Raw genomic sequence first — 25089 nt, 5'->3', positions numbered from 1 at the left:
TTCGGCCGGTTTTCCCGGCATTCTTGTTCGGGCGGCAGCGCTCAGGCGGCCGAGGTCGTCGTGATGGTAGCCCCGCTGTTGCGCCCCTCGACGACGCGGATGTCGAGGCTCTCGCCGGCCCCACGCAGCCTTGCGACCATGGCGCGGGCCTCCTCGACGCTGGCGGCGAAGGCGAAGCCGGTCGGTCCCCAGGAGCTCTGGCCGATGCCGGTCGCGCCCATCGCCTTCAGCTGCGCCATGGCGCTGGCGACGCGCGGGCTGCTGAAGAGGCCGCCTTGCGCGGCCGCGAAATGCTCGCCGACATGCCGCTGGATTTCGCCGAGCGCGGCGCCGAAATTGGCGAGGTCGGTTTCGACGAGGGCCGGCAGCAACTGCATCAGCACGAGGCGGCAGATCTGCGCGGCGGTGGTTTCGGGGAATGCCGGAAGGGCGGCGAAGGCGTCGACCTCTTCGCTGCCTTCGAGGCCGTTGCGGGCGGGATCGATCACCAGGATCGCCCGCCAGGCTTCGGGAAACCGCAGCCGGGCGATGACCGGCGGGGGCAGGTTCAGCGCGCCCTTGCCGCCATCGACGAGGAACCCGCCATCGTTGAAGAAGCCCGCGCCGACGCCCGAACGGCTGCCGCGGCCGAGGAAGGCGGCATCGCCCTCCGGATCGAGCGGCATGCCGTTCAGCCGGCGCAGCGCCCCGGCGACGGCGAGCGCCAGCTGCGTGCCCGAGCCAAGGCCCGCATGGGCGGGGATGACGCCGGAAATCGCGAGGTGGTGGTGGTGGTGGCTGATGCCGAGATGGGCGCGCATCGCCTCGAGGTGCCAGCGGGCGCGCGACTTCTCCGGTCCCTCGACCACCGTCGCCTCGGCGCGGCGGAGGGTAATGCGAGTCGATGGCTCCGACACAGCCATGCCGATGCCGCCGAACCGGCGGCCGAGGCCACCCTGCATGTCCAGGAACCCCAGATGCAGGCGCGCGGGCGCTGCGACGCTGACGACGTCCGTTGTCACGATATGTCCTGTCTTCTGATGCCCGCTCAACTATTATTCTTCTTTGGCGAAGGCCGGCAAGGGGAGAAACCGAGGCGATGGCGAACGAGGGCACCTATTGCGATGACGCGGTCAACGAAATCCTTCGGCGCGACCTGCCGCGCTGGCGGCTGGAGGACGGCTCGATCCGGCGGACCTTCAAGACCCATGGCTGGAAAGCCAGCCTGATGGTGGTCAATGCCATCGGCCACCTGGCGGAGGCGGCGTTCCATCATCCTGACCTCCTTGTCTCCTACGGTGCGGTCGAGGTGCGGCTTTCCCATCATGACGCCAAGGGGATCACCGACCTCGACTTCGAGCTGGCGCGCAAGATCGAGGTTGTGATCGGCTGGCAGCCTGGCCGGGAAGCCGGGGCACTGACTGGGCCGCCTGACGATCCACGCTTCGCCTACATCCGCTACGACGACTGAGATCGCGGGCGATCCGCAACTGCGCCGGCGGCTTGCCGCTACAATTTTTGCACGCCGGGGCTTGGCGCTTGGGCGTCCTTGGCTTTAACTGGCCCCGGGCGCCAGGAAGCGATGTCTTTTGGGCAATGTAGGGACTGACGGGCCGAAGGCTCCGCGGGACGGGTTGGACGGGGCAACAGCGCCTGTCGCCTGGATCGACGGGGCCGGAGCCGCACAGGACGGAGCGATCGCGGCGGCAGCGCAGCTGATCGGTCGCAGCCGCATGCCGCTGTTCACCGGGCTGTCGACGGACGTCGCCGGCGTGAAGGCGGCGTTGCGGCTGGCAAAGCTGGCGGGCGGCGTGATCGACCACGGCGCTTCGGAGGCGCTCTACCGCAACATCGAGGTGCTGCGCGGCAGTGGCATGTTCCTCGCCGTGCCCGCCGAAATGCGCCGGCGTGCCGATCGTTTCCTCCTCGTCGGCGGCGATGCCGCGACCCTTTCGCCGGACCTTCTCGCCTTTCTCTTCAGTTGCACCCGCGATCTCGGCCGAGACGGCGAGGGTGGCGGCGAGCGGCGCATCGTCTGGCTCGGCGGGCCAGCCGATCCGCAGATCGGGTCCGGCCGCATCCCGGTCGAGGCTGTCGCCTGCGACATCATCGATCTCGCCGATGCCACAGCGATGATCCGCGCCGCGCTTGGCGGACGGCGTTTCGGCGAGGGGCCGATCGATCGCGACAAGGCCGCCGAGATCGCCGCCTGGCTGAAAGGCGCGGGCTTCGCCTGCGTCCTCTGGTCCGCTGAAAGCCTGGACGCGCTCGGCGTCGAGATGCTCGCCGGCCTCGTCGCCGACCTCAACCTCACCACCCGTGCCTCCTCGATCCCGCTCGCTGGCCCCGGACAGGCCTGGGGGGCGGCGCAGATTGCCACCGCCGTCACCGGCTATCCGCTGCGGGTGAGCTTTGCCCGTGGCGACGCCGAGCACGACGCCTTCGCCTATGCCGCCGGCCGGCTGATCGCCGCGGGCGAGGTCGATCTCGTCGTCGACATCTCCTCGCTCGCCGCCTTCTCGGGCGCTGAGCCGAAAGGCGACGTGCCGCTGATCGTGCTCGGGACGCTATCGGCCGCCTCGGCCTTGCGGCCCGAGGTCGGCTTTGCCGTCGCCGAGATCGGTGCGGGAAGCCTCGTCTATGCCGACGAGATTTCGAGCTTCGTGCCGGTGGAGGCGTCCGATGAGGAGGCCGCCGCGCCCGGCGATCTGCCGACGGCCGCCGCCATCCTCGACGCGCTCGCCGCTGCCCTCGAAGCCGGCCTCGGCGGTTCCGAGCGAAAGGCCTGACGATGCTGACGAAACTTTCCGGCGGCCATGTCGTCGATCCCGTCAACGGCCGCGACGGCATCGGCGACCTCTTCTTCGATGACGGCCTGATCGTCGCCGCGCCCGGGGAGGGACGGACGCCCGACAGGACCATCGACTGCACCGGCATGGTCGTGATGGCGGGCGCCATCGACATCCACTCCCATATCGCCGGCGGCCATGTGAACACCGCGCGGCTGCTGCTGCCGGAGTTCCACAAGGCGTTCAAGGCGCGGCCCGATGCGACGGCGCTGACCAAGGTCGGCTGGACCACCGAGGAGACGGGAATTCTCTATGCCGGGATGGGCTTCACCACCGTCGTCGAGCCGGCGATGGCGCCGTCCGCGGCGCTGCACGCGCATCTGGAACTTGCCGACATCCCGATCATCGACAAGGCGACGCTGGTCATCCTCGGCAATGACGACTTCCTCTTGTCGCTGATGCGCGCCGGCGAGAGCGAGGCGGCGATCGAGGACTACGTCGCCTGGTCGGTCTCGGCGTCCCGAGCGCTCGGGGTGAAGACGATCAATGCCGGCGGATCCGCCGCGTTCAAGGACAATGTCCGCGGCTTCTCCTTCGACGACACCGTGCCGGACTACGGCGTCACCTCGCGGCAGATCGTCAAGACGCTGCAAGGCGCGGTGACGCGGCTCGGCATCGCCCACCCGCTGCACGTCCACTGCAACAATCTCGGCATTCCCGGTAGCAGCGCCGATGCTGCCGCGATGACGATGGACGCCGCGGAAGGGCAGCCGCTGCACCTCGCGCACATCCAGTTCTACGGCTATGGCGCCGACGGCAAGCGCGCCTTCTCGTCGGAGAGCGAGCGCTTGGCCGCCGTCGTCAACGCGACGCCGGAGGTGACCGTCGACATCGGCCAGGTGATGTTCGGCCAAACCGTCACCGTCTCGTCCGACGCGATGCGCCAGTTTGGCGGGCGGGCGGGGGCGAGCCCGAAGAAGAGCGTGATCCAGGACGCGGAGGCGAATGGCGGCGGCGTCGTGCCGATCGACTATCGCCAAGCCAACTACTTCAACGCGCTGCAATGGGCGATCGGGCTGGAGCTGTTCCTCTTGATCGAGGATCCCTGGCGGGTCTTCTTCACCACCGACCATCCGAACGGCGCGCCCTTCACCGCCTATCCCGAGATCTTCGCGCTGCTGATGGACCGGGAGGTTCGCGCCCGCTGGATCGAGGCGATGCCGAAAGCGGCGATGCGGATGACCAAGCTGCCGGAACTCGCGCGCGAATATACGCTGAACGAGATCGCCATTATGACCCGCGCCGCGCCAGCCAAGCTGCTCGGCCTTGCCGACCGGGGCCATCTCGGGCCGGGCGGCATTGCCGACGTCGCGGTCTACCGCGCCAGTCCGGACAAGGCGGCAATGTTCGGCAAGGCGGCCTATCTCTTCAAGGACGGCGACTTGGTGGTGAAGGACGGCGACATCGTCGCGCGGCGGATGGGCAAGACCCTGTCGCTCGGCACCAAGGCCGATCCCGCGATGCGGCGGCGGCTCGAGGCCTATTACGACGAGACATACGGCATCCCGATGCGCTGGTTCGAGGTGCCCCAACACGCCCTCGGGCTCGGCGATCCATTCAAGGTGGTCCCATGGCAGCGCTGATCCGCAACGGCGTCACCATCGACGACACCTTCGCCGAGGCCTTTCCGATGAGCGGCACGGGGGTCATCGTCACCGCCGTCAACGAGCGCTGGGTCATGGCGGCGGCGCAGTCGATGACCGGCTTCGCCACCTCCGTCATCGCCTGCGGCTGCGAGGCTGGCATCGACCGGATGCTGTCGGCGGACGAGACGCCGGACGGGCGGCCCGGCGTGCGGCTGTTGATCTTCGGGATGGAGCCGGTGGGACTGGCGAAGATGCTGGCGACACGGCTCGGCCAGTGCATCCTGACCAGCCCGTCCTCGGCCTGCTATGCCGGGTTGGAGGGCGAAACGCGCATCGATCTCGGCAATGCCATCCGCTATTTCTCCGACGGCTGGCAGGTCTCGAAGAAGTTCGGCGACAAGCATTTCTGGCGCATGCCGGTGATGGAGGGCGAGTTCCTGTGCGAAGCGCAGACGGGGTTGACCGGCAAGGCGGTCGGCGGCGGCAATTTGTTGTTCCTCGCCAAGGATGCTGCGCATGCCCTGAGCGCCGCGGAAGCCGCGGTCGACGCCATCCACGCCGTCGACGGCGCGATCATGCCGTTTCCTGGCGGCGTGGTGCGCTCGGGCTCGAAAATCGGCGGCAAGTACAAGGGCATGATGGCCTCCACCAACGACGCCTTCTGCCCGACGCTGAAGGGCGTGACGAAGTCCGAGCTCGGCCCCGAGATCGGCTCGGTGCTGGAGATCGTCATCGACGGCGTGACGTCCGAGGTGGTGGCCGAGGCCATGCGCGTCGGCCTGAAGGCGGTGGTCGACCTCGGCCCCGACAAGGGCGCGCTGCGCGTCAGCGCCGGCAATTACGGCGGCCAGCTCGGACCGCACCACTATCATCTGAAGGATCTCGCACCATGAGCGGCCTGACCTTCACGCTGCGGCACGCACCGGACCAGCGGCTCGACCTGTCCGGCCTGACCGCCGCCCGCCTCGCGGGGCTCGGCACCGCGGCGATCTCCGCCTTGCCGATTGGCACGACCCGCAGCGGTCTTGCCGTCGGCGACGTTTTTGCCGTTACCGGCGACGATCCCGCCGACATCCGCATCGTCGGCGGCTCCGAAAGGTTCGACCGGGTCGGCGAGGGCCAGGCGGGCGGTGCCATCCTCGTCGAGGGCGATGTCGGCCAGCGCGCCGGGCGGGCGATGACGGCCGGCACCCTGCAAATCCGCGGCTCGGCCGGCCCGTTTGCGGGCTCCGGCATGTCAGGCGGTACGCTGACGGTGACGGGCGATGCCGGCGACGATCTCGGCGGTCCGCTGGCCGGCGAGATGGCTGGCCTGCGAGGCGGGACGGTGAATGTTCTGGGGAGCGCTGGCGCGCGGGCCGGCCACCGGATGCGCCGCGGCGTCGTCGGGATTGGGGGATCTGCCGGACCGAATGCGGGCGCACGGATGATCGCCGGCACGATCGTCATCGGCGGACGGGCAGCGCGCGGCGCCGGCATGCTGATGAAGCGGGGCACGATCGTGCTCGCGGGCGGCACGGACGCGACCGGGCCGACCTTTCTCGACAACGGGCCCGCCGACCTCCTGATCCTGCGCCTGATGGCACGGACTTATGCGTCCGAACCGTTCGCCCGACCTCTGTTCGACGGCAGCCCGATGCGGCGCCTCGCCGGAGACACCGCGGTCTCGAGCCAGGGCGAGATCTTCCTGCCGCTGGACTGATTCTGATCCGGCCTTCCGCCATGTTGCAAGGTCTGCGGAAACGTCACCGCAGATCATAGAAAAACCGCCGGCACCTTTTGATGCCGGCGATTTTGCGATGGACCGGCGTCTCCCAGGGAGACGCCGCAGTCTCTGCTTCGAGCTTAGTTGCCGAAGGCCTTGGTCAGCGCCTTGACGGCCATGTCAGTCGCTTCCTTCGCCTGCGGCACCACGGCCGCCATGCCAAAGAACTCGTGCGTCACGCCGTCATAGGTCTTCTGCTCGGTGGCAACGCCGGCCGCCTTCAGCTTCTCCGCGAGCAGCTCGCCTTCCGAGCGCAGCGGATCGATCTGAGCGTTGATGATCGTGGTCGGCGGCAGGCCAGCGAGATCCGCGCGGTTGACGAGATCGAGCCGGGGATCGGCGGCCTGGTCCTTGCTCTCGAAGACGTTGGAGACGAACCACTCCATCGCCTGCTTCGACAGCGGCGCTGCGTTGGCATTCTCGATGTAGGACGGGGTCATCATGTCCTTGCCGGCGACGGGGTAGACCAGCACTTCCGCAAGCGGCATGGTGAGCTTCTGGTCGCGGGCCGCGATGGCGACGTTGGCTGCCAGGTTGCCGCCGGCGCTCTCGCCGACCAGTGCGACCTTCTTCGCATCGCCATTGAAGCTGCCGGAATTCTCGATCACCCACTTATAGGCCGCGATGGCGTCCTCGTGTGCCGCCGGGAACTTGTTCTCCGGGGCATGACGGTAGTCGGCGGAGACCACGACCGCCTTGGCGTTGGCGGCGATGCCGCGGGCCGAGGCGTCATAGGTATCGATGTCAGCGATCACCCAGCCGCCGCCGTGGAAGTAAACGACAACCGGAAAAGGCCCGGTGCCTTCCGGCGTGTAGACGCGGACCGGATTCTCGCCGGCTGCACCGGGGATCATCATGTCCTTGGTCTTCACCGCCTTGAAGGCAGCGTCCGGCTCAATGCCCTTCTCCTTCATCACGGCCATCGCCGCGTCTGCCGGCGTCGGGCCCTTGCGGGTCTCTTCGACGGACTGCGTGCCGATGGGCTTGGCGCCGAGTTCCTTCAGCTTTTCGAGGACCGACTTCATCTCGGCCGTCGGCTGCGCCATCGCAGGTTTGGCCGTGTCGCTCATTGGGGCAGTCGCCGGAGTGGCGGTCTGCGCGAGGGCGGCGGTCGAGAGGAGCGTTGCCGAAGCAAGCGCCAGAGCCAGACGGGTTGCGGTTTTCATAAGGTATCCTTTGGAATGCAGATGGATGTGGCTGGAGAACCGCACATCCCCTCGATGCGTTCCGCGTCAGTGAGCGAACAGAAACGTGATTGATTCCGAACGGTTTTTCGGCGTGTCCGTCTGCCGTGGCGGGAACCACAAGAAGGCTCGGGCGTGTCTTAGCCTGGGACAAACGGCCAGCGAGTTCAAGCGTGACGACGGATCGCCAAGAGGGCTCCGCCTGTGCTCGCGAAATCTTGAGAGATCTGGTGTCTGCGCGTGTCTTCCTCCCCATGCATGCTGCTCTACGATCAGATGTGCAGGGGATGGGTGCGGCCGATGTAGCGCTCCCTCGGTTTCCTGCGATGGGCACCAAAATTGGGCTGTCGGCCCAGGGAGCGCGAAATGATCGACCTGATCCTATCCGTCTGCATGGTTTCCCAGCCACAGACCTGCAAGGAAGAGCATCTCTACTACGAAAGCCGGGGCACGCTGACCCAGTGCATGATGCTGTCGTCACCCTATGTCGCCCAATGGGCCGGCGACCACCCGCAGTGGAAGGTGACAAGCTGGAAGTGCGGTTGGCCACAGGCGCGTAAGCAGCCAATCTGAACAGCAACGTGCCATATGCCTTATAAATAGGCAGATTTACTGGTGCAGCAGGAGCATGCAGAGGCGGAGAAAGTCTTGTGCATCGAGCCTGCTGATTCTCGCGGCATTCCAACCGTTCGGAACGCCCTGCGAGGCCTTGATCAGCAGTCGACTGACTATTTTGTAGCGGTCGAACTTTGGTTGGCAGCGATATGGCACGCGGCTTGCCAATCCACTTGCGAGGATCCGTCAGGGGGCGGGTCGGAACGAGTGGAGAGTGGGAATGTTTTCAGCGAAGAAGTGGCTGCGGGGAGCCGCTGCGGCCTTGGCGCTCGGGTCTCTCGGGGCCCCTGCAGCCCAAGCGCAGGAGACCATCAAGGTCGGCGTGCTACATTCGCTCTCCGGCACGATGGCGATCTCCGAGACGACCCTCAAGGACGTCATGCTGATGCTGATCGAGGAGCAGAACGCCAAGGGCGGCCTGCTCGGCAAGAAGCTCGAGCCGGTCGTCGTCGATCCCGCCTCCGACTGGCCGCTGTTCGCCGAGAAGATGCGCGATCTCGTTTCTGCCCAGAAGGTCGCGGCGGTGTTCTGCTGCTGGACCTCGGTCTCGCGCAAGTCGATCCTGCCGGTCGCCGAAGAGCTCGACACCGTCGTGTTCTACCCCGTGCAGTACGAGGGCGAAGAGTCCTCGAAGAACATCTTCTACACCGGCGCCGCCCCGAACCAGCAGGCGATCCCGGCCGTCGACTACATGATGGAGGAGGGCGTGAAGCGCTGGGTGCTGGAAGGCACCGACTACGTCTATCCCCGCACCACCAACAAGATCCTCGAGGCCTATCTCCTGTCGAAGGGCGTCCCGGCCGAGGACATCAAGGTCAACTACACGCCTTTCGGCTTCAGCGACTGGCAGACCGAGGTCTCCGCCATCAAGGAATTCGGCGCAGCCGGCAAGAAGACGGGCGTCGTGTCGACCGTCAACGGCGACGCCAACGTGCCGTTCTACAAGGAACTCGCCAACCAAGGCATCACCGCCAAGGACATTCCGGTCATGGCCTTCTCGGTCGGCGAGGAAGAGCTGGCGGGCATCGACACCGCCCCGCTGGTCGGCCATCTCGCCGCCTGGAACTACTTCCAGTCGGTCGACACGCCTGAGAACGCCGCCTTCATCAAGGCCTGGCACGCCTACATCAAGAACGACAAGCGCGTGACCAACGACCCGATGGAAGCCCACTTCATCGGCTTCAACCTCTGGGTCAAGGCGGTCGAGAAGGCCGGCACCACCGACCCGGACAAGGTCATCGACGCCATGGTCGGCCTGTCCGTGCCGAACCTTTCCGGCGGCATGGCGACGATGGGCAAGAACCATCACATCACCAAGCCGACGCTGATCGGCGAGATCCAGGCCGACGGCCAGTTCGAAGTCGTCAAGGAGATCCCGGCCGTCGAGGGCGATGCCTGGTCGGACTTCCTGCCGGAGTCGAAGCCGCTCGTCGCCGACTGGACCGACCCGATCCGCTGCGGCAACTACAACACAGAGACCAAGACCTGCGGCGGTTCCGCCAAGGCCGACTAAGCCTTTCGCGTCGCTGCTGCCAGCGGCGCGACACTTCTCGGCAGACCGCGGCGATACGGCACCCTCTTTCGCAAGGCCTGCCCGGACGGCGTGCATGACCTCCCGCATGCGCGCCCTCCCCACGGGGCGGCGGCCCTCGCCGCCGCCCCGTCTTTCCCATCCTCGCAACCGGCGTCCCGATGACATTTTCTACGCTGCGACATGCCTTTCTCGCCGGCCTCATGCTCTTGGCCGCCTTCCTCCTGCCGGGCCTCGCCATGGCGCAGGACGCCACCGGCATCGCGCCGATCATCGCGGAATTCGCTGGCAAGAAGAGTTTTGACGAGACCGAGGCGACCGTCCGCAAGCTCGCCGCCACCGGCGATCCGGCCGTGGCTCTCGCCTTGAACGCGCTGGCGGCGGGTGAGCTGTTCTACCGCGCCGACGGCAGCGTGGTGATCGCCCGGGGGCGGGCGGATCCGGCCGAGATCCTCGACCCCTATGCCGGCACCGCCCTCGGCACCGTGCCGACCGCCGACCTGCAGAAAGTCCGCGTCAAGAACTCCATCCGCGTCGTCGTCGCCGATGCGCTGGGCACGCTGACGCTCGGCTCGCCCGATCCCGCACGCCGCCTGTCCGCGGCGATGAACCTCTTCACCTCCGCGACGCCCGATCAGGTCGGCGTGCTTGATGCCGCCATCGCCAAGGAGGACGTGCCGGCGGTCAAGCTGCGGCTCAGCCAAGCGCGCGCCGCCGCCGTCATCAAGTCCGACCGCCCGGTGCCGGAGAAGCTCGCTGCGATCCAGCTGATCGCCGACCGTGGCGACCGGCAGTCGCTGGTGGTGCTCGCCGAAATTCGCTCCGCCGAAGCGTCCGAGCTGACCGCTGCCGCAACCGCCGCCGCGGCCGCCATCGAGCAGAACATCACCCTCTGGGGCTACGCGCAGAACGTCTGGTACGGGCTGTCGCTCGGCTCGGTGCTGCTGCTCGCCGCCATCGGCCTTGCCATCACCTTCGGCGTGATGGGCGTCATCAACATGGCGCATGGCGAGATGGTGATGCTCGGCGCCTACACCACCTTCGTCGTCCAAGAGGCGATCCGCACGCATGCGCCCGGCCTGTTCGACTGGTCGCTACCGATCGCGTTGCCGCTGGCTTTCGCCGTCTCGGCCCTCGTCGGCCTGGTGATGGAGCGCTTCCTCATCCGCTTCCTCTACGGCCGGCCGCTGGAGACGCTGCTCGCGACCTACGGCGTCTCGCTGATCCTGCAGCAAGGCATCCGAACGATCTTCGGCCCGACCAACCGCGAGGTCGGCAATCCCTCCTGGATGTCCGGCGCCTTCGATGTCGGGCTGATGTCGGTGACCTGGAACCGCGCCTGGATCATCGTCTTCTCCGCCGTCATCTTCTTTGCGCTGCTCGCCGCGCTCAACCGCACGGCGATGGGTCTGCAGATGCGGGCCGTCACCCAGAACCGCAAGATGGCCTCGGCCATGGGCATCCGTACCCCTTGGGTGGATGCCGCGACCTTCGCGCTCGGCTCGGGCATTGCCGGCATTGCCGGCGTCGCGCTCAGCCAGATCGACAACGTCTCGCCCGATCTCGGCCAGGGCTACATCATCGACAGCTTCATGGTCGTCGTCTTCGGCGGCGTCGGCAATCTCTGGGGCACGCTGGTCGGCGCGATGTCGCTCGGCATCGTCAACAAGCTGCTGGAGCCCTATGCCGGCGCGGTGCTCGGCAAGATCGTGGTGCTCGTCCTCATCATCCTCTTCATCCAGAAGCGACCGCGCGGCCTGTTCGCCCAGAAGGGGAGGTTCGTGGACGCATGATCTTTGCCAAATTCCTCGGACCGCGCGTCTGGTTCATCGTCCTGTCGCTGCTGGCCGCCGCCATCCTGGTGCCGATGGCGAACCAGTGGGTGCCGGAGACGAGCGCGCTGCACATCCCCTCCTATGCCGTCCCGCTGATCGGCAAATATCTCTGTTACGCGCTGCTGGCGCTCTCGCTCGACCTCGTCTGGGGCTATGTCGGCATCCTCAGCCTCGGCCACGGCGCCTTCTTCGCGCTCGGCGGCTATGCCATGGGCATGTACCTCATGCGCCAGATCGGCACCCGCGGCACTTATGGCAATGCGGTGCTGCCCGACTTCATGGTCTTCCTCAACTGGAAGGAATTGCCCTGGTTCTGGACCGGCTTCGACCAGTTCTGGTTTGCCGCCTTGATGGTGTTCCTGGTGCCCGGCCTGCTCGCCTTCGTCTTCGGCTATTTCGCCTTCCGCTCCCGCGTCACAGGCGTCTATCTCTCGATCATCACCCAGGCGCTGACCTACGCGCTGCTCCTCGCCTTCTTCCGCAACGACATGGGTTTTGGCGGCAATAACGGCCTGACCGACTTCAAGGAACTACTCGGCTTCCCGCTCGCCGCCGCCTCGACCCGGCTCGGCCTCTTCGTCGCCAGCTGCGTGGCGCTCGCGCTTGGCGTCATCCTCGTCGGGCTCATCACCCGCTCGAAACTCGGCAAGCTGATGATCGCCGTGCGCGATGCCGAGAGCCGCACGCGCTTCCTCGGCTGGCGCGCCGAGCACGTGAAACTCTTCGCCTTCACCGTCTCAGCGATGATGGCGGGGCTGGCCGGTGCGCTCTACGTGCCGCAGGTCGGCATCATCAATCCCGGCGAGTTCGCGCCGGTCAATTCCATCGAGGTGGTGGTCTGGGCGGCGGTCGGCGGCCGCGGCACGCTGCTCGGCCCGGTGATCGGCGCGCTGATCGTCAATGCCGGCAAGAGCTTCTTCACGGCGGCGGCGCCCGAGTTCTGGCTGTTCGTGCTTGGCGGCCTCTTCGTCTTCGTGACGCTGTTCCTGCCGCGCGGCATCGTCGGTACCTTCGACGCCGGCTGGGGCGGGCTGCGTGATCGCCGGCGGGCCCGCGCGGCGGAAAAGGGCATCGGCGACTCCCGCACCGGCAGCGATGCCGCCGTGCCGAGTGCGGCGGAGTGAAGCCGATGAACGAGATCAATCCCGCCTTCTCCGCGCTCGACGGTGCCGGCTTCGTCGTCTCGCCGCACCCCTATGCCACGCAGCGCGCCGCCGAACTCGCGGCCAAGGCCAGCCTTGTCTCGCCGCGGCGCGAAACGCTGCTCTATCTCGACGGCGTGACGAAGACCTTCGACGGCTTCAAGGCGATCAACGGCCTCTCCATCGTCATCCAGAAGGGCGAGATGCGGGCGATCATCGGCCCGAACGGCGCGGGCAAGACGACGATGATGGACATCATCACCGGCAAGACCAAGCCCGATACCGGCGAGGTGTTCTTCAAGGGCGACGTCGACCTCACCCAGCATGACGAGGCCGACATCGCCTCAATGGGCATCGGCCGGAAATTCCAGAAGCCGACGGTGTTCGACAGCCACACCATCGAGGACAATCTGCGCCTTGCCATGGCCGGGACCCGCAGCGTCTTCGCCGCGCTGTTCCACCGCAATGGTCCGGCCGAGGCGCACAAGATCGACGAGATCCTGACAACGACGCGGCTCAGCGCACGGCGCGCGACGCTCGCCGGAGATCTCAGCCACGGGCAGAAGCAATGGCTGGAGATCGGCATGCTCCTGGCCCAGGACCCGGAACTGCTGCTGGTCGACGAGCCCGTCGCGGGGATGACCGATGCCGAGACCGAGGAGACCGCGCGGCTCCTGAAGGACATCGCCCGGACGCGCTCGGTGGTCGTCGTCGAGCACGACATGCATTTCGTCCGCGCGCTGGGCGTGAAGGTCACTTGCCTGCACGAGGGCTCGGTGCTCGCCGAGGGCACGCTCGACGCCGTCAGCGCCGATCCGCGCGTCGTCGAAGTGTATCTGGGGCGGTGATGGCGCGCACTGGGCTTCAGCCGCCGATCTCCCCCCTTGAGGGGGAGATGCCCGGAAGGGCAGAGGGGGGTGCCGTCGAGCGCCGACTTTTCCGCCCATCGGCTCCCGGAATAGCCCGCCGACGCAGCGGCAGCTCGCCCCCCTCTGGCCTACCGGCCATCTCCCCCTCGGGTGGGGAGATCGGCGCGTCGCCGCTGCGCTCGTCCTGTGTTGCGGCGGGCCGCCTTGTCTCGAAAGGCCTTCCATGCTGAACGTCTCGAACATCGACCTTTACTACGGCGCGGCCCAGGCCTTGCGCGGCGTGTCGATGAGCGCTGGGAAGGCCGAGATCACCTGCGTGCTCGGGCGCAACGGCGTCGGCAAGACCAGCCTCCTGCGCGCCATCGTCGGCCAGCAGCCGATACGCTCGGGCGAGATCGCGCTCGACGGCCATCCGCTCGGGCGGGAGGCGCCCTATGCGCGGGCGCGGCGCGGCATCGGCTTCGTGCCGCAGGGGCGCGAGGTGTTTCCGCTGCTGACGGTGAAGGAAAACCTCGAGACCGGCTATGCGCCGCTGAAGCGGACGGACCGGCATATCCCCGAGCACGTCTTCGAGCTCTTCCCGGTGCTGAAGACCATGCTCGGCCGGCGTGGCGGCGACCTGTCCGGCGGACAGCAGCAGCAGCTCGCGATCGGCCGGGCGCTGGTGACACGGCCGGGACTCCTGGTGCTGGACGAGCCGACCGAGGGCATCCAGCCCTCGATCATCAAGGACATCGGCCGGGCCATCCGCTACCTCAAGGAGCATTCCGGCCTCGCCATCCTCCTCGTCGAGCAGTATCTCGACTTCTGCCGCGAACTCGCCGACAAGGTCTACATCATGGATCGCGGCGAGATCGTCTTCGAGGGCACGGCCGAGGATCTCGACCGCCCGGAGGTTCGCAAGCATCTCACCGTCTGACGCGCTGCCCATCGACATCGCCCCGGCAGCCCCCGCGCCGGTCCCTGACATGCAGCGGGCCCGCGGCCGGGCGATGGCCGAGTTCCGCCTGACGGACGGCCGCTCACGGCTGGCGAAGCTGCACCAGGCGGGCTGCCTGAAGCTGCGCTTTCCCCGGAACGGCGAGGCGATGGCGGAAGCCGTGCTGATCAACTCCTCCGGCGGTCTCACCGGCGGCGACCGGCTGCAGCAGGATTTTGCCGCCGAGGCCGGATCTGCCCTCAGCCTGACGACGCAGGCCTCGGAGCGGGTGTACCGCGCCTCCGCCGGCGAGGCGCGGATCGCGACCACCATTCGGGTGGGCGAGGGGGCGAGCTTCCACTACTTGCCGCAGGAGACGATCCTGTTCGACGGCGGAGCTTTGGCCCGGACGCTCGATGTCGACTGTGCCGCGTCGAGCCAGCTGCTGGTGGCCGAAAGCGTGGTGCTCGGGCGGACGCTGATGGGCGAGACCGTGCGGGAGGGATCGCTGCGCGACCGCTGGCGCATCCGCCGCGACGGCGTCCTGGTCTTTGCCGAGAATCTGAGCATCGTCGGTGCGATCGACGACATCGCCGCGTCCGGGGCAAGCCTTGCCGGCGCCAAGGCCTTTTGCACGATCCTCTGCCAGTCGCCGGACGCCGAGAGCCTGCTCGACGATGTCAGGCACCGCATCGGCCCGGACGGCGGCGCCAGCCTCGTCGATGGCTTTCTCGTGGCGCGCTTGGTCGCCGGCAGCGGATTTTTGCTGCGCAAGCGGCTGATCCCCGTGCTGCAGGTGCTGGCAAACGCCCCGCTTCCGCGGGTATGGTCGATATGATGGGATCTGGAAGAAAGTGATGCGATGCAACTGACGCCGCGCGAGAAGGACAAGCTGATCATCGCCATGGCCGCGGAGGTTGCGCGCAAGCGGCTGGCGCGCGGCGTCAAGCTGAACCATCCCGAGGCGATCGCCATTATCTCCGACTTCGTCGTCGAAGGCGCCCGCGACGGGCGCTCGGTCGCCGACCTGATGGACGCCGGCGCCCATGTCGTCACCCGCGGCCAGGTGATGGAGGGCATCGCCGAGATGATCCACGACATTCAGGTCGAGGCGACATTTCCCGACGGGACCAAGCTCGTGACGGTTCACAAGCCGATCCGCTGAGCCACAACCTGATTTACGTCGGAAATTCTTTGCGTGACGGCAGGCTACTGGGTGTCGGCGGTGTCGAGTCCGGCAATTTCAGCATCGTTGGCGGCGCCGACGGCGAGATAGCGTCTCTCGAGGCTCGAGTAATAGACCGGGCCAGTCACTCCATCGATCGTCGCGGTGCGGATGATCATGCGCTCGGGGCCGCCCGTCTGGCTGGCGAGCGCCAGAAGAGCGACGACGGGGAGGCCGAGAAGGAGGCAGCGGGAGAGAGTGCGGGGCATCGTGGGTTCCGTGGAGCGGCGTTGGCTGTCTGTCTCGCCTCGCCGCCATCATAAGACAGAGGTCTTGGCGGAGCGGCTGCAAACTGTCTCGAATTTGAACGACCAATGAATATGCACATGCCGAGAAAGCGGATCCGGTGATGGTCTTTGACAGGAACGGCCGGGTCTTCCAAAGTATCCCGGCGGAAACGGTTTTTTAACCTGACTCGCCATGCCGGGCGCGACCCAAACCCGGGCGCCCTTGTTGACCTTTGAGGAACAGATGCTGAAACCTATCGCACTCGCCGCCGCTGCGCTCCTGACCGGAGTTGCCCCCGCCTTCGCACACCTCAATCCTGCGGAGCACGGCTCGCTGATGGCCGGCCTGTCGCACCCGCTTTTCGGGCTGGATCATATCCTGGCGATGGTGGCTGTCGGCCTCTGGGCGGCGCAACTGGGCGGCCGAGCCACCTGGATCGTTCCCACGGCCTTCGTCGGGACCATGATGGCCGGCTTCGTTGCGGGCACCGCGGGCTTCGCACTGCCCTTCGTCGAGCCGACGATCCTCGCCTCGGTCGTGGTGCTCGGCCTCCTCGTCGCCGCGGCCGTCCGCTTGCCGCTGGCCGCATCGGCGCCGCTGGTCGGCATGTTCGCCCTGTTCCACGGCCATGCCCACGCAGCCGAGCTCGGTTCGGCCGGCGCGCTGAGCTTCGGCCTCGGCTTCGCCCTCTCGACGGCGCTGCTGCATGCGGCGGGTGTCGGCCTCGGGCTGTCGCTCGGCCGGTTCCAAATCGTCGCCCGACTGATCGGCCTCGGCACCGCCATCGTCGGCGTCGCGCTGATGGCGGGCTGACCATGATCCCCGGCGAAGTCATCACAGCACCCGGCGACATCGTCCTCAACGAGGGCCTCGACGCCGTCATCCTCGAGGTGTCGAACACCGGGGACCGGCCGATCCAGGTCGGCTCGCACTACCACTTCGCCGAAACCAATCCTGCGCTCGATTTCGACCGCGCCGCGGCGCGGGGTCATCGGCTCGACATCGCTGCGGGAACGGCCGTGAGGTTTGAGCCCGGCCAGACCCGGGAAGTGGCCTTGGTGCCCCTCCGCGGTCTCCGCGAAGTCTACGGGTTCAATGCAAAAATCATGGGCGCTCTGTAGCGCCCATGATTGGTTTCGAAACCTGACGGCTCACGGGAGATTCAGTCGCCGTTCGGCTTGGGAGTAGCGCTGGGCTGAGCCTCGAGTGCTCCGCGGATCTGCTGAGGGTCGACCGCGATCTTCGGGGCCGGAATGCTGTAATCCTCCGCCCGGCCCGCGCCGGAAGCGCCCATTCCGGTGCCGCCCGAACCGCCACCACCGATGGCGTTGCTCGATCCGCTGGAGGACGTCGTCGCCCCGGCATTGCCCGTGCGGGCGATGGTATCGGCATTGGTGCTGTTGACCGAGCTCGAGCCTTGCGTCGCCGTCCCCTCGCTGCCCATCGTATCGGCCGGCGCGCTGGTGGAGATACCGCCCGACGGCCCGACATTGCCGCTACCAACCGTCCCGCTCGTCGTGCCCGACCCTGCAGTGCCTGTCGCGCCGGATCCGACCGTGCCGGAAGAGCCGAGGCCGCTGGCGCCGGAGCCGGTGCTGCCCGAGCTTGCGCCGCTGCCGACGCCCGCGGCGCCGCCACTGACGCCACTGCCGCTACCGCTGGCCGCCGAACTGCCGGTTACACCACCGGAACTGCTGCTGCTGCCCGAGCCGCTTGCGCCGCCGCCGGAGGCGCCGCCGCCCGAGCTGCCGCCGCCCGAGCCGCCGCCGGAAGACTGCGCGAAGGCCGGTGCGCCGGCGAGGAGGACGGAGGCGGAGAGGGCCAGAAGGAATGTGCGAGACATGGCATGAATCCTGTCGGTTGGTTCGTGACGCCACTCGGGCCGTATGCTGGAGCGGCGACGAACGTCCTGCCGCAACAATGCTGGGTCATCTCAGGCGTTCCGATATCGGTCGCCTGCCAACGGAGCGAACGTCTCTCCGTCACTGCGCGGGCTTGACGATCCGCGCCCGGCCGCCGCGGCTGAACGTGCTGTTGCGGGTGACGGCGCTGCGGCCGATGGCCGTCGGACCGTCCACCGCGTAAGCACCCGCGGCAGCGGGGTCGAGGCTTGAGCGTCCCTCGGCCGCGCGCTCGGCATTGCTCTTGCCGGACCGGATGCCCTTGCGCACCTTCGGCTTGATGTAGCTGTCGTCGAAATCCTTGCCGTATGCGCGCTCTTCGGCCGTATCGCCGAAGACCCGCGCGTTCGGAACCCGGTTGCCGCTTCTGACCTTCGGCTGGCCGACGATGCGCGCTCCGGACATCGAACTGCCGGTGGGAGTGCCCGGTGGGCCGCTGCCGAAGGCCTGCGCCTGGGCCGCGCCCGCAGAGAAGGTGAGGCCTGCGAGAAGGGCAGCCAGTGTCGGTGCGAATATTCTGTTCATGCCCTGTAGGTGGGGCGGGGAGCGGCCTTTGACAAACCAGATGGTTTGCGGTCCGAATGCGCTTCGGCACTGCAGCAAGGTTCGACCCGCTCGAATCCGCGGCAGCGCCGGTCCCGCGCCGTCCATGAGGTTCAAGATGTCGTTCCGAATTGCCCGCTCTTCCTATGCCGCGATGTTCGGCCCGACGACCGGCGACAAGGTGCGGCTCGCCGACACCGAGCTGTTCATCGAGGTGGAGAAGGACCTCACCACCTATGGCGAGGAGGTGAAGTTCGGCGGCGGCAAGGTGATCCGCGACGGCATGGGCCAGTCGCAGAGGAGCCGCGCCGAGGGCGCCGTTGACACGGTGATCACCAATGCGCTGATCCTCGACCATACCGGCATCTACAAGGCCGACATTGGCCTGCGCGACGGGCGCATCCACGCCATCGGCAAGGCCGGCAATCCCGACACCCAGCCGGGCGTCACCATCGTCATCGGTCCGGGCACCGAGGCGATCGCGGGCGAGGGCAAGATCGTCACCGCCGGCGGCTTCGACGCGCACATCCATTTCATCTGCCCGCAGCAGATCGATGCCGCGCTCTACTCCGGCATCACCACCATGCTGGGCGGCGGCACGGGCCCGGCGCACGGCACGCTCGCCACCACCTGCACGCCCGGTCCTTGGCACCTCGCGCGCATGCTGCAGGCGGTCGACGGCCTGCCGATGAACATCGGCTTTTCCGGCAAGGGCAATGCGTCGAAGCCGGCGGCGCTCGAGGAGATGGTGCTGGGCGGCGCCTGCGCGTTGAAGCTGCACGAGGACTGGGGCACGACCCCGGCGGCGATCGACTGCTGCCTCTCCGTCGCCGACGCCCATGACGTGCAGGTCATGATCCACACCGACACGCTGAATGAATCCGGCTTCGTCGAGGACACCGTCGCCGCCCTCAAGGGTCGCACCATCCACGCCTTCCACACGGAAGGCGCGGGCGGTGGCCATGCGCCGGATATCATCAAGGTCTGCGGCCTGCCGAACGTCATCCCGTCCTCGACCAACCCGACGCGGCCCTACACCGTCAACACGCTCGAGGAACATCTCGACATGCTGATGGTCTGCCACCACCTCGATGCCTCCATCCCCGAGGACATCGCCTTTGCCGAGAGCCGGATCCGGCGCGAGACCATCGCCGCCGAGGACATCCTGCACGACATCGGCGCCTTCTCGATCATCTCCTCCGACAGCCAGGCCATGGGCCGCGTCGGCGAGGTGCTGATCCGCACCTGGCAGACCGCCGACAAGATGAAGCGCCAGCGCGGTCGTCTCGCCGGCGAGCGAGGTGACAACGACAATCTGCGGGCCCGCCGCTACATCGCCAAATACACGATCAACCCGGCGATCGCGCAGGGCATGAGCCGCGAGATCGGCTCGATCGAGGTCGGCAAGCGCGCCGACATCGTGATCTGGGACCCCGCCTTCTTCGCGGTGAAGCCGGCCATGGTCCTCCTCGGCGGCATGATCGTCGCCGCGCCCATGGGCGATCCCAACGCCTCGATCCCGACCCCGCAGCCGGTGCACTACCGGCCGATGTTCGGCGCTTTCGGCAAGGCGACGGCGGCGATCGGCGCGACCTTCGTCTCAAAAGCCGCGCTCGACGACGGCCTGCGCGGCCGCATCGGCTGCGACAAGACCTTCCTCGCCGTCGAGAACACGCGCGGCGGCATTTCGAAGTCCTCGATGATCCTCAACGATGCCATGCCGCACATCGAGGTCGACCCCGAAACCTACGAGGTCCGCGCTGACGGAGAGCTCCTGACCTGCGAGCCCGCCACTGTGCTGCCGATGGCGCAGCGCTACTTCATGTTCTAGGATCGGCCGATCGCGCCGCGTCGCGGCGTGGCTCTCGTCGCCGAAGGAGCCGAACCGGTGTCCCGTCAGCCTGGCCAGTCCCGAGACGTCCCCGCGCCGCAGCGCGAAACGACGGCTTATGCGGCGGACTATTTTGCATGGGTCCAGGATCAGGTCGCGGCGATGAAGGCTGGAGAGTTGGATCGGCTCGATCTCGAAAATTTAGCCGAGGAGCTGGGTGATTTAGCTAACTCGGCCAAGCGCGAGATCGCTTCGCGGCTTAACGTGCTTCTGAGCCACCTGCTCAAATGGCGTTTCCAGCCCGCACGCCGGTCGAACAGCTGGAAGGCCACCATCGTCGAGCAGCGCAGCCGAATTCTCGATGAACTTGCGACAAGTCCATGCCTGAAAGTCTATCCGGCGAAAGTTTTCGGCAGGGAATATGAAATTGCGCGCCTGAAGGCTTCCGGCGAAACGCGACTGCCGGAGAACGTCTTTCCGCAGGACTGCCCCTTCGCCATCGCCGACATCCTCGATCCCCATTTCTATCCCGAGAGCGATGCATGACCGCATCCCTGAAGAAGCCCGAACCGAGTCTCTACGACACCGACCTCTACGCGTGGGCGCAGGAACAGTCCGCGCGGCTTCGCGCGCATGCGTCGCCCGGCATCGACTGGGAGAATGTCGCTGAGGAGATCGAGAGCGTGGGCAATTCGGAATGCAGCGAGATCGAGAACCGGCTGGCTGTGCTGCTCATGCATCTCCTGAAATGGCATTTCCAGCCGGACTGGCGGTCGAACAGTTGGCGCGCGACGATCCACGAGCAGCGACGCCGTATCAACCGGAAAATTCGGCGCAGTCCGAGCCTGAAAGGCTATCCACTCGAAATCCTCGACGAGGAATATCAGATCGCGCGTCTCAACGCGGTCAGCGAGACGAGGCTGCCGCTCGAGACGTTTCCTGTCGCCTGCCCCTACGCCATTTTCCAAATCCTCGACCTGGAATTCCTGCCGGGTGATGCAGCTTGATCGCCCCGCTGAAGAAGTCCGCCCCCTCGCTGTACGACAGCGACTTCTTTGCCTGGACGCAGGAGCAGGGTGAGAAGCTGCGTGCTCGTGCTGCCTTCGACCATCGCGGCGATCTCGACTGGGACAATCTCGCCGAGGAGATCGAAGGCGTGGGGCGCAGCGAGAGGCGGGAAATCCGGACGCGGATGGGGGTGCTGCTGCAGCATCTCCTGAAATGGCGCTTCCAGCCGGCGCGCCGGTCGGACAACTGGCGCTCGACGATCGCCGAGCAGCGTCTGCACATCGGCGAGGTGCTGATCGACAGCCCGAGCCTGCGGGCATTTCCCATGGAAGCGCTGGGCTGGTCCTATGACTGGGCAGTCCGCGAGGCGGTTCGCGAGACCGGCCTGCCGGCGACGCACTTTCCCAGCGTTTGTCCTTTCACTGTCGAGGCGTTGCTCGATCCCGATTTTCTACCGGAGGCCGAATGACCGCGCTCAAGACCGTTGTCGCCCTGGCCGGGTTTTCCATTGCAGCCGTCGTCACGGCCAAGGCTGCGACCGTCACGCTCGACCTGCCGGGAAAACTTGACCAGCAGTCGGTGTCCTATGCCTGCGCCGGCAGCGATGCCAAGCTTGCGGTGACCTATTACAACCTGCCGGACACGCAGCTCGCGGTCCTGCCCGTCGCGGGCACGCCGCGTGCCTTCGTCGGCGTCCTCGCCGCATCGGGCGCGAAATACGCGTCGGGCTCGACGATCTGGTGGACGCGGGGCAATGTCGCCGACCTCTACGACGAGCGCCAGCCCGATGCCAAACCCATCCGTTGCAAGGTAAGCCGATGATCCGCGCCACCACCGTCAAGTCCCGCGACCAGCAGTTCGATTTCGCCGACACCATCACGCTCGACGAGATGCAGCGGCACCGGCGGCGGATGGCGATGGTGTCGGACGGCGGCATCGCCTTCCTGCTCGACCTGCCGGAGACGGTGCGGCTGCGCGAGGGCGACGGCATCGCGCTGGACGACGGGCGGTTCCTGAAGGTGCGGGCGAAGGACGAGCCGCTTTACGTCGTCCGCGGCTCGAACGCGACGCACCTCCTGACGCTCGCCTGGCACCTTGGCAACCGCCACCAGGCGGCGCAGATCTGCGCCGACCACCTGTTCATCCGGCGCGAGCCGGTGCTGAAGGACATGCTGGAAGGTCTGAACGCCAGCGTCGTCGAGATCGAGGGGCCGTTCGATCCGGAGGGCGGCGCCTATGGCGGCGCCCACAACGACCATCACGAACATGAGGCGCCGACGGCGGGTCACGGCACCGATCATCACACCCATGACTGATGGTGCTGAGGCAGTTTCTGGCGAGGCGTCTGGTGCCAGGAACAAGCCTCCTTCGGCGGACGGCAGTGCCGCACTGCTGCGGTTGTTGACCTGGCTGTCGCCCTCTTTCCCGGTTGGCGCCTTCGCCTTCTCGCATGGGCTGGAGAGCGCGATCTCGGCACGGCAGGTCGCCGATGCCGAGACGCTTTTCGGCTGGGTGCACACCTTGCTAGTGCATGGCTCTGGCTGGAACGACCTCGTGCTCTTCGCCGAAGCGCATGCGGCCGCCGCCGATCCCGTCCGGCTGCAGGCGGTCGCGGAACTCGCCGTAGCGCTCGGCGGCAGCCGCGAGCGTCGGATTGAGACGCTGGCGCTCGGCGCCGCCTTTACCCTCGCATCAGTGCCGTGGCGCACGGCGCCGGTGGATCTTCCGGACGCGCCCTATCCGGTCGCCGTCGGCCGGCTGGCCGCCGCTGAGGGCGTGCCGCTGCAGCCGGCGCTCACCGCCTTCGCGCACGCTTTCGCCGCGACGCTCGTCACGGCAGCGACGCGTCTCGTGCCGCTGGGCCAAGGCGACATGGTGCGGGTGACCAAGCGCCTGGAGCCGGTGATCCTCGCTGCGGCCGAGCGGGCCGCTGGGTCGACGCTCGACGATCTCGGCTCGGCGGCCATCCTCTCCGACATCGCCGCGATGCGGCACGAAACCATGGAAACAAGGCTCTTCCGCTCATGATCTCCCAGAATGGACCTTTGCGCGTCGGCATCGGCGGCCCCGTTGGCTCCGGCAAGACGACGCTGGTCGAGAAACTCTGCAAGGCGGCGCGCGACCACTGGTCGATCGGCGTCGTCACCAACGACATCTACACCCGCGAGGATGCCGAGGCGCTGGTGCGGCTGCAGGCGCTTTCCGCCGACCGGATCATCGGCGTCGAGACCGGCGGCTGCCCGCACACGGCGATCCGCGAGGACGCCTCGATCAACATCGCCGCGATCAAGGAGCTGCGAGCCCGGCATGCCGACCTCGACCTGGTGCTGGTGGAATCGGGCGGCGACAACCTTGCCGCCACCTTCTCGCCTGATCTCGTCGACCTCTCGATCTACGTCATCTCGGTCTGCCAAGGCGACGACATCCCGCGTAAGGGCGGCCCGGCGATCACCCGCTCCGATCTCCTCATCGTCAACAAGACCGACCTCGCGCCCTATGTCCACGCGGACCTCGCCCGGATGGAGCGGGATGCGGTCAAGGGCCGGGGTGACCTCCCCACCGTCTTCGCCGACCTGTCGCGCGGCCAAGGGCTCGGCGACATTCTCGCCTTCCTTGCGGCGCAAGGCGGCCTTCCCGTCATCGCGGCGGCGGCCTGACCATGGCGCGGCTGTTCCTGAAGGAGCCCCTCGGCATCCTCGCCGAGGGCGCCGAGGGCGGGCTCGTCGTCGAGGACGGCCGCATCGTCGAACTGGTCCCGGCGGGGGCGGGGCCGTCGCAACCGGTGGACGAGACCTTCGACGCTTCGCGCCATGTCGTCCTGCCGGGCCTCGTCAACGCCCACCACCATTTCTACCAGACCTTGACCCGCGCCCATCCGGCGGCGGTGGACAAGGAACTCTTCCCCTGGCTGAAGAGCCTGTACCCGATCTGGGCGCGGCTCGATCCCGACGCCTTCCGCCTTTCGGTGCGGCTCGCGCTGACCGAGCTCCTGATGTCCGGCTGCACCATGGCGGCCGACCACCACTATCTCTTCCCGAAAGGCCTCGAGAACGGCATCGACATCGAGGCGGAGGAGGCCGCAAGCCTCGGCATCCGCGTGACGCTCACCCGTGGCTCGATGAACCTGTCCGAAAAGGATGGCGGACTGCCGCCGGACGGCGTGGTGCAGGACGAGGACACGATCCTTGCCGACAGCGAACGCCTGATCGCGAAGTACCACGACCGCTCGGAAGGCTCGATGCTGCAGATCGCGCTCGCGCCGTGCTCGCCCTTCTCGGTGACCAAGAGCCTGATGGTGATGAGCGCCGAGCTTGCCGAGCGCGAGGACTGCCGGCTGCACACCCATCTCGGCGAGACCCGCGACGAGAACGACTACTGCCAGAGCCTTTTCGGCTACCGCCCGCTCGACTATCTCGAGGAGGTCGGCTGGCTGACCCCGCGCACCTGGCTCGCGCACGGCATCCACTTCACCACCGAGGAATGTGCCCGGCTCGGCCGCCACCGCGTCGGCATCTGCCATTGCCCGACGTCCAACGCGGTGCTCGCCTCCGGCTTCTGCCCGGTCGAGGACCTCATGGCCGCCGGCAGCCCGGTCGGGCTCGGCGTCGACGGCTCGGCCTCGAACGATGCCTCCAACCTCATCGAATCCGCCCGCCATGCGCTGATGGTCGGCCGGCTGCGCACGCAGTCGGCGGCGGCGGTGACCTCGCGCGACGTGCTGCGCTGGGGCACCGAGGGCTCGGCCGCGTGCCTCGGCCGCCGCGACATCGGCCGCATCGAAGTTGGCAGGCAGGCGGACCTCGCGCTGTTCACGCTCGACGAGCTGCGGTTTTCTGGCGCGCACGATCCGGTCGCAGCGCTCGTGCTCTGCGGCGCGACGCGGGCGGACCGGGTGATGGTCCGGGGCGACTGGCGGGTGGTCGACGGCATGCCGCGCGGCGTCGACGTTGCACGGCTGCGCGCCGAGCATGGTGCCGCGGCAGCGCGCTTCGGCTGAACGGTGGCGGCGGCGGAAATCCGCAACGCCGCCGCCGCCTTCTTCGCCCCTCCGGGGAGAAGTGGCCGGCAGGCCGATGAGG

The 25089-nt window shown here is 67.4% G+C and carries 29 protein-coding genes; 24 read left to right on the top strand and 5 right to left on the bottom strand.

Annotation, left to right across the window (positions count from 1 at the left end; translation table 11 throughout):
* Positions 1-41: 41 nt before the first annotated feature.
* Positions 42-1001 carry a beta-ribofuranosylaminobenzene 5'-phosphate synthase family protein gene (locus ACZLZQ_RS20840; protein WP_472951010.1) on the bottom strand — a complete coding sequence of 320 codons (960 nt, stop codon included), beginning with the start codon at positions 999-1001 and terminating at the stop codon, positions 42-44.
* A gap of 77 nt (positions 1002-1078) precedes the next feature.
* Here ACZLZQ_RS20840 and ACZLZQ_RS20835 point away from each other — a divergent pair, with 77 nt between their 5' ends.
* From ACZLZQ_RS20835 to ACZLZQ_RS20815, 5 genes are all read left to right on the top strand, one after another.
* A complete protein-coding gene (locus tag ACZLZQ_RS20835; protein ID WP_472951009.1) occupies positions 1079-1450 on the top strand; it encodes a 4a-hydroxytetrahydrobiopterin dehydratase in 372 nt (123 codons plus the stop codon).
* 118 nt (positions 1451-1568) lie between these two features.
* A complete protein-coding gene (locus ACZLZQ_RS20830) occupies positions 1569-2768 on the top strand; it encodes a hypothetical protein (RefSeq protein ID WP_472951008.1) in 1200 nt (399 codons plus the stop codon).
* A gap of 2 nt (positions 2769-2770) precedes the next feature.
* Entirely contained in the window at positions 2771-4411 is a 1641-nt protein-coding gene (locus tag ACZLZQ_RS20825; RefSeq protein ID WP_472951007.1) for a formylmethanofuran dehydrogenase subunit A, read from the top strand.
* On the top strand, positions 4399-5307 hold the full coding sequence (gene fhcD, locus ACZLZQ_RS20820; RefSeq protein WP_472951006.1) for a formylmethanofuran--tetrahydromethanopterin N-formyltransferase: 909 nt from the start codon (positions 4399-4401) through the stop codon (positions 5305-5307). The genes ACZLZQ_RS20825 and fhcD overlap by 13 nt, the downstream gene beginning before the upstream one ends.
* The gene (locus ACZLZQ_RS20815; RefSeq protein WP_472951005.1) at positions 5304-6116 is read left to right on the top strand and encodes a formylmethanofuran dehydrogenase subunit C; all 813 of its coding nucleotides are present in this window, start codon (positions 5304-5306) and stop codon (positions 6114-6116) included. Before fhcD ends, ACZLZQ_RS20815 begins: the two co-directional genes overlap by 4 nt.
* A 143-nt stretch (positions 6117-6259) precedes the next feature.
* Here ACZLZQ_RS20815 and ACZLZQ_RS20810 read toward each other — a convergent pair whose 3' ends face one another.
* Positions 6260-7345, bottom strand: coding sequence for an alpha/beta hydrolase (locus ACZLZQ_RS20810; protein WP_472951004.1), 1086 nt, complete (start codon positions 7343-7345; stop codon positions 6260-6262).
* Between the two features lie 384 nt (positions 7346-7729).
* Between ACZLZQ_RS20810 and ACZLZQ_RS20805 the strand changes: the two genes are divergently transcribed.
* The 8 genes from ACZLZQ_RS20805 (at position 7730) to ACZLZQ_RS20770 (ending at position 15439) form a co-directional block, all read left to right on the top strand.
* Positions 7730-7936: a hypothetical protein gene (locus ACZLZQ_RS20805; RefSeq protein WP_472939829.1), complete on the top strand. Its 207-nt coding sequence runs from the start codon at positions 7730-7732 to the stop codon at positions 7934-7936.
* Positions 7937-8198: 262 nt separating this feature from the next.
* Positions 8199-9491, top strand: a complete 1293-nt coding sequence (gene urtA, locus ACZLZQ_RS20800) for an urea ABC transporter substrate-binding protein (protein ID WP_472951003.1) — start codon at positions 8199-8201, stop codon at positions 9489-9491.
* A 179-nt stretch (positions 9492-9670) separates the two neighbouring features.
* Complete coding sequence (urtB, locus tag ACZLZQ_RS20795) at positions 9671-11302, top strand: urea ABC transporter permease subunit UrtB (protein ID WP_472951002.1); 1632 nt, start codon at positions 9671-9673, stop codon at positions 11300-11302.
* Entirely contained in the window at positions 11299-12468 is a 1170-nt protein-coding gene (urtC, locus tag ACZLZQ_RS20790) for an urea ABC transporter permease subunit UrtC (protein ID WP_472951001.1), read from the top strand. Before urtB ends, urtC begins: the two co-directional genes overlap by 4 nt.
* A gap of 5 nt (positions 12469-12473) precedes the next feature.
* A complete protein-coding gene (gene urtD / locus ACZLZQ_RS20785) occupies positions 12474-13334 on the top strand; it encodes an urea ABC transporter ATP-binding protein UrtD (RefSeq protein ID WP_472951000.1) in 861 nt (286 codons plus the stop codon).
* 244 nt (positions 13335-13578) lie between these two features.
* Complete coding sequence (gene urtE, locus ACZLZQ_RS20780) at positions 13579-14274, top strand: urea ABC transporter ATP-binding subunit UrtE (RefSeq protein ID WP_472950999.1); 696 nt, start codon at positions 13579-13581, stop codon at positions 14272-14274.
* A gap of 49 nt (positions 14275-14323) precedes the next feature.
* Positions 14324-15112 carry an urease accessory protein UreD gene (locus tag ACZLZQ_RS20775; RefSeq protein WP_472950998.1) on the top strand — a complete coding sequence of 263 codons (789 nt, stop codon included), beginning with the start codon at positions 14324-14326 and terminating at the stop codon, positions 15110-15112.
* 24 nt (positions 15113-15136) lie between these two features.
* Entirely contained in the window at positions 15137-15439 is a 303-nt protein-coding gene (locus ACZLZQ_RS20770) for an urease subunit gamma (RefSeq protein WP_472950997.1), read from the top strand.
* 44 nt (positions 15440-15483) lie between these two features.
* Here the strand turns inward: ACZLZQ_RS20770 and ACZLZQ_RS20765 are convergent, their stop codons facing one another.
* Positions 15484-15708 carry a hypothetical protein gene (locus ACZLZQ_RS20765; RefSeq protein WP_472950996.1) on the bottom strand — a complete coding sequence of 75 codons (225 nt, stop codon included), beginning with the start codon at positions 15706-15708 and terminating at the stop codon, positions 15484-15486.
* Positions 15709-15970: 262 nt separating this feature from the next.
* On the opposite strand from ACZLZQ_RS20765, the gene ACZLZQ_RS20760 reads away from it, so the two are divergent.
* Entirely contained in the window at positions 15971-16540 is a 570-nt protein-coding gene (locus ACZLZQ_RS20760) for a HupE/UreJ family protein (RefSeq protein ID WP_472950995.1), read from the top strand.
* Between the two features lie 2 nt (positions 16541-16542).
* Complete coding sequence (locus ACZLZQ_RS20755; RefSeq protein ID WP_472950994.1) at positions 16543-16848, top strand: urease subunit beta; 306 nt, start codon at positions 16543-16545, stop codon at positions 16846-16848.
* Between the two features lie 41 nt (positions 16849-16889).
* On the opposite strand, the gene ACZLZQ_RS20750 is transcribed toward ACZLZQ_RS20755, so the two are convergent.
* Together ACZLZQ_RS20750 and ACZLZQ_RS20745 are read right to left on the bottom strand one after the other, a co-directional pair.
* A complete protein-coding gene (locus ACZLZQ_RS20750) occupies positions 16890-17570 on the bottom strand; it encodes a hypothetical protein (protein WP_472950993.1) in 681 nt (226 codons plus the stop codon).
* A gap of 139 nt (positions 17571-17709) precedes the next feature.
* Positions 17710-18288 (bottom strand): hypothetical protein, encoded by a 579-nt coding sequence (locus ACZLZQ_RS20745; protein ID WP_472950992.1) that lies wholly within the window; start codon positions 18286-18288, stop codon positions 17710-17712.
* 1 nt (position 18289) lies between these two features.
* On the opposite strand from ACZLZQ_RS20745, the gene ureC reads away from it, so the two are divergent.
* From ureC to ACZLZQ_RS20700, 9 genes are read left to right on the top strand one after another with little or no spacing between them, the layout of a single operon-like run.
* Positions 18290-20002 carry an urease subunit alpha gene (gene ureC, locus ACZLZQ_RS20740; RefSeq protein ID WP_472950991.1) on the top strand — a complete coding sequence of 571 codons (1713 nt, stop codon included), beginning with the start codon at positions 18290-18292 and terminating at the stop codon, positions 20000-20002.
* Positions 20003-20059: 57 nt separating this feature from the next.
* On the top strand, positions 20060-20548 hold the full coding sequence (locus ACZLZQ_RS20735; RefSeq protein ID WP_472950990.1) for a DUF29 domain-containing protein: 489 nt from the start codon (positions 20060-20062) through the stop codon (positions 20546-20548).
* A complete protein-coding gene (locus tag ACZLZQ_RS20730; RefSeq protein ID WP_472950989.1) occupies positions 20545-21009 on the top strand; it encodes a DUF29 domain-containing protein in 465 nt (154 codons plus the stop codon). The genes ACZLZQ_RS20735 and ACZLZQ_RS20730 overlap by 4 nt, the downstream gene beginning before the upstream one ends.
* On the top strand, positions 21006-21479 hold the full coding sequence (locus ACZLZQ_RS20725; RefSeq protein WP_472950988.1) for a DUF29 domain-containing protein: 474 nt from the start codon (positions 21006-21008) through the stop codon (positions 21477-21479). The genes ACZLZQ_RS20730 and ACZLZQ_RS20725 overlap by 4 nt, the downstream gene beginning before the upstream one ends.
* Positions 21476-21832, top strand: coding sequence for an MliC family protein (locus ACZLZQ_RS20720; RefSeq protein WP_472936010.1), 357 nt, complete (start codon positions 21476-21478; stop codon positions 21830-21832). The genes ACZLZQ_RS20725 and ACZLZQ_RS20720 overlap by 4 nt, the downstream gene beginning before the upstream one ends.
* On the top strand, positions 21829-22326 hold the full coding sequence (locus tag ACZLZQ_RS20715; protein ID WP_472950987.1) for an urease accessory protein UreE: 498 nt from the start codon (positions 21829-21831) through the stop codon (positions 22324-22326). Before ACZLZQ_RS20720 ends, ACZLZQ_RS20715 begins: the two co-directional genes overlap by 4 nt.
* Positions 22319-23038 carry an urease accessory protein UreF gene (locus ACZLZQ_RS20710; RefSeq protein ID WP_472950986.1) on the top strand — a complete coding sequence of 240 codons (720 nt, stop codon included), beginning with the start codon at positions 22319-22321 and terminating at the stop codon, positions 23036-23038. Before ACZLZQ_RS20715 ends, ACZLZQ_RS20710 begins: the two co-directional genes overlap by 8 nt.
* Complete coding sequence (gene ureG, locus ACZLZQ_RS20705) at positions 23035-23667, top strand: urease accessory protein UreG (RefSeq protein ID WP_472950985.1); 633 nt, start codon at positions 23035-23037, stop codon at positions 23665-23667. Before ACZLZQ_RS20710 ends, ureG begins: the two co-directional genes overlap by 4 nt.
* 2 nt (positions 23668-23669) lie before the next feature.
* A complete protein-coding gene (locus ACZLZQ_RS20700; RefSeq protein WP_472950984.1) occupies positions 23670-25007 on the top strand; it encodes an 8-oxoguanine deaminase in 1338 nt (445 codons plus the stop codon).
* Positions 25008-25089: the final 82 nt, after the last annotated feature.

It is taken from the genome of Mesocryomonas lacus (assembly GCF_055730105.2).
The sequence above is the reverse complement of the archived record's forward strand: the minus strand, read 5'-3'. Positions and strand labels throughout refer to the sequence as shown.

Coding starts and splice junctions, on each gene's coding strand:
- ACZLZQ_RS20775 (WP_472950998.1), top strand. CDS start 14,324: ATGCAGCGGGCCCGCGGCCGGGCGATGGCCGAGTTCCGCCTGACGGAC.
- urtB (WP_472951002.1), top strand. CDS start 9,671: ATGACATTTTCTACGCTGCGACATGCCTTTCTCGCCGGCCTCATGCTC.
- ACZLZQ_RS20765 (WP_472950996.1), bottom strand. CDS start 15,708: ATGCCCCGCACTCTCTCCCGCTGCCTCCTTCTCGGCCTCCCCGTCGTC.
- ACZLZQ_RS20805 (WP_472939829.1), top strand. CDS start 7,730: ATGATCGACCTGATCCTATCCGTCTGCATGGTTTCCCAGCCACAGACC.
- fhcD (WP_472951006.1), top strand. CDS start 4,399: ATGGCAGCGCTGATCCGCAACGGCGTCACCATCGACGACACCTTCGCC.
- ACZLZQ_RS20700 (WP_472950984.1), top strand. CDS start 23,670: ATGGCGCGGCTGTTCCTGAAGGAGCCCCTCGGCATCCTCGCCGAGGGC.
- ACZLZQ_RS20750 (WP_472950993.1), bottom strand. CDS start 17,570: ATGTCTCGCACATTCCTTCTGGCCCTCTCCGCCTCCGTCCTCCTCGCC.
- ACZLZQ_RS20810 (WP_472951004.1), bottom strand. CDS start 7,345: ATGAAAACCGCAACCCGTCTGGCTCTGGCGCTTGCTTCGGCAACGCTC.
- ACZLZQ_RS20815 (WP_472951005.1), top strand. CDS start 5,304: ATGAGCGGCCTGACCTTCACGCTGCGGCACGCACCGGACCAGCGGCTC.
- ACZLZQ_RS20770 (WP_472950997.1), top strand. CDS start 15,137: ATGCAACTGACGCCGCGCGAGAAGGACAAGCTGATCATCGCCATGGCC.
- ACZLZQ_RS20825 (WP_472951007.1), top strand. CDS start 2,771: ATGCTGACGAAACTTTCCGGCGGCCATGTCGTCGATCCCGTCAACGGC.
- ACZLZQ_RS20755 (WP_472950994.1), top strand. CDS start 16,543: ATGATCCCCGGCGAAGTCATCACAGCACCCGGCGACATCGTCCTCAAC.
- urtA (WP_472951003.1), top strand. CDS start 8,199: ATGTTTTCAGCGAAGAAGTGGCTGCGGGGAGCCGCTGCGGCCTTGGCG.
- ureG (WP_472950985.1), top strand. CDS start 23,035: ATGATCTCCCAGAATGGACCTTTGCGCGTCGGCATCGGCGGCCCCGTT.
- ACZLZQ_RS20835 (WP_472951009.1), top strand. CDS start 1,079: ATGGCGAACGAGGGCACCTATTGCGATGACGCGGTCAACGAAATCCTT.
- ACZLZQ_RS20730 (WP_472950989.1), top strand. CDS start 20,545: ATGACCGCATCCCTGAAGAAGCCCGAACCGAGTCTCTACGACACCGAC.
- ACZLZQ_RS20710 (WP_472950986.1), top strand. CDS start 22,319: ATGACTGATGGTGCTGAGGCAGTTTCTGGCGAGGCGTCTGGTGCCAGG.
- ACZLZQ_RS20720 (WP_472936010.1), top strand. CDS start 21,476: ATGACCGCGCTCAAGACCGTTGTCGCCCTGGCCGGGTTTTCCATTGCA.
- ACZLZQ_RS20715 (WP_472950987.1), top strand. CDS start 21,829: ATGATCCGCGCCACCACCGTCAAGTCCCGCGACCAGCAGTTCGATTTC.
- urtD (WP_472951000.1), top strand. CDS start 12,474: ATGAACGAGATCAATCCCGCCTTCTCCGCGCTCGACGGTGCCGGCTTC.
- urtE (WP_472950999.1), top strand. CDS start 13,579: ATGCTGAACGTCTCGAACATCGACCTTTACTACGGCGCGGCCCAGGCC.
- ACZLZQ_RS20760 (WP_472950995.1), top strand. CDS start 15,971: ATGCTGAAACCTATCGCACTCGCCGCCGCTGCGCTCCTGACCGGAGTT.
- ureC (WP_472950991.1), top strand. CDS start 18,290: ATGTCGTTCCGAATTGCCCGCTCTTCCTATGCCGCGATGTTCGGCCCG.
- urtC (WP_472951001.1), top strand. CDS start 11,299: ATGATCTTTGCCAAATTCCTCGGACCGCGCGTCTGGTTCATCGTCCTG.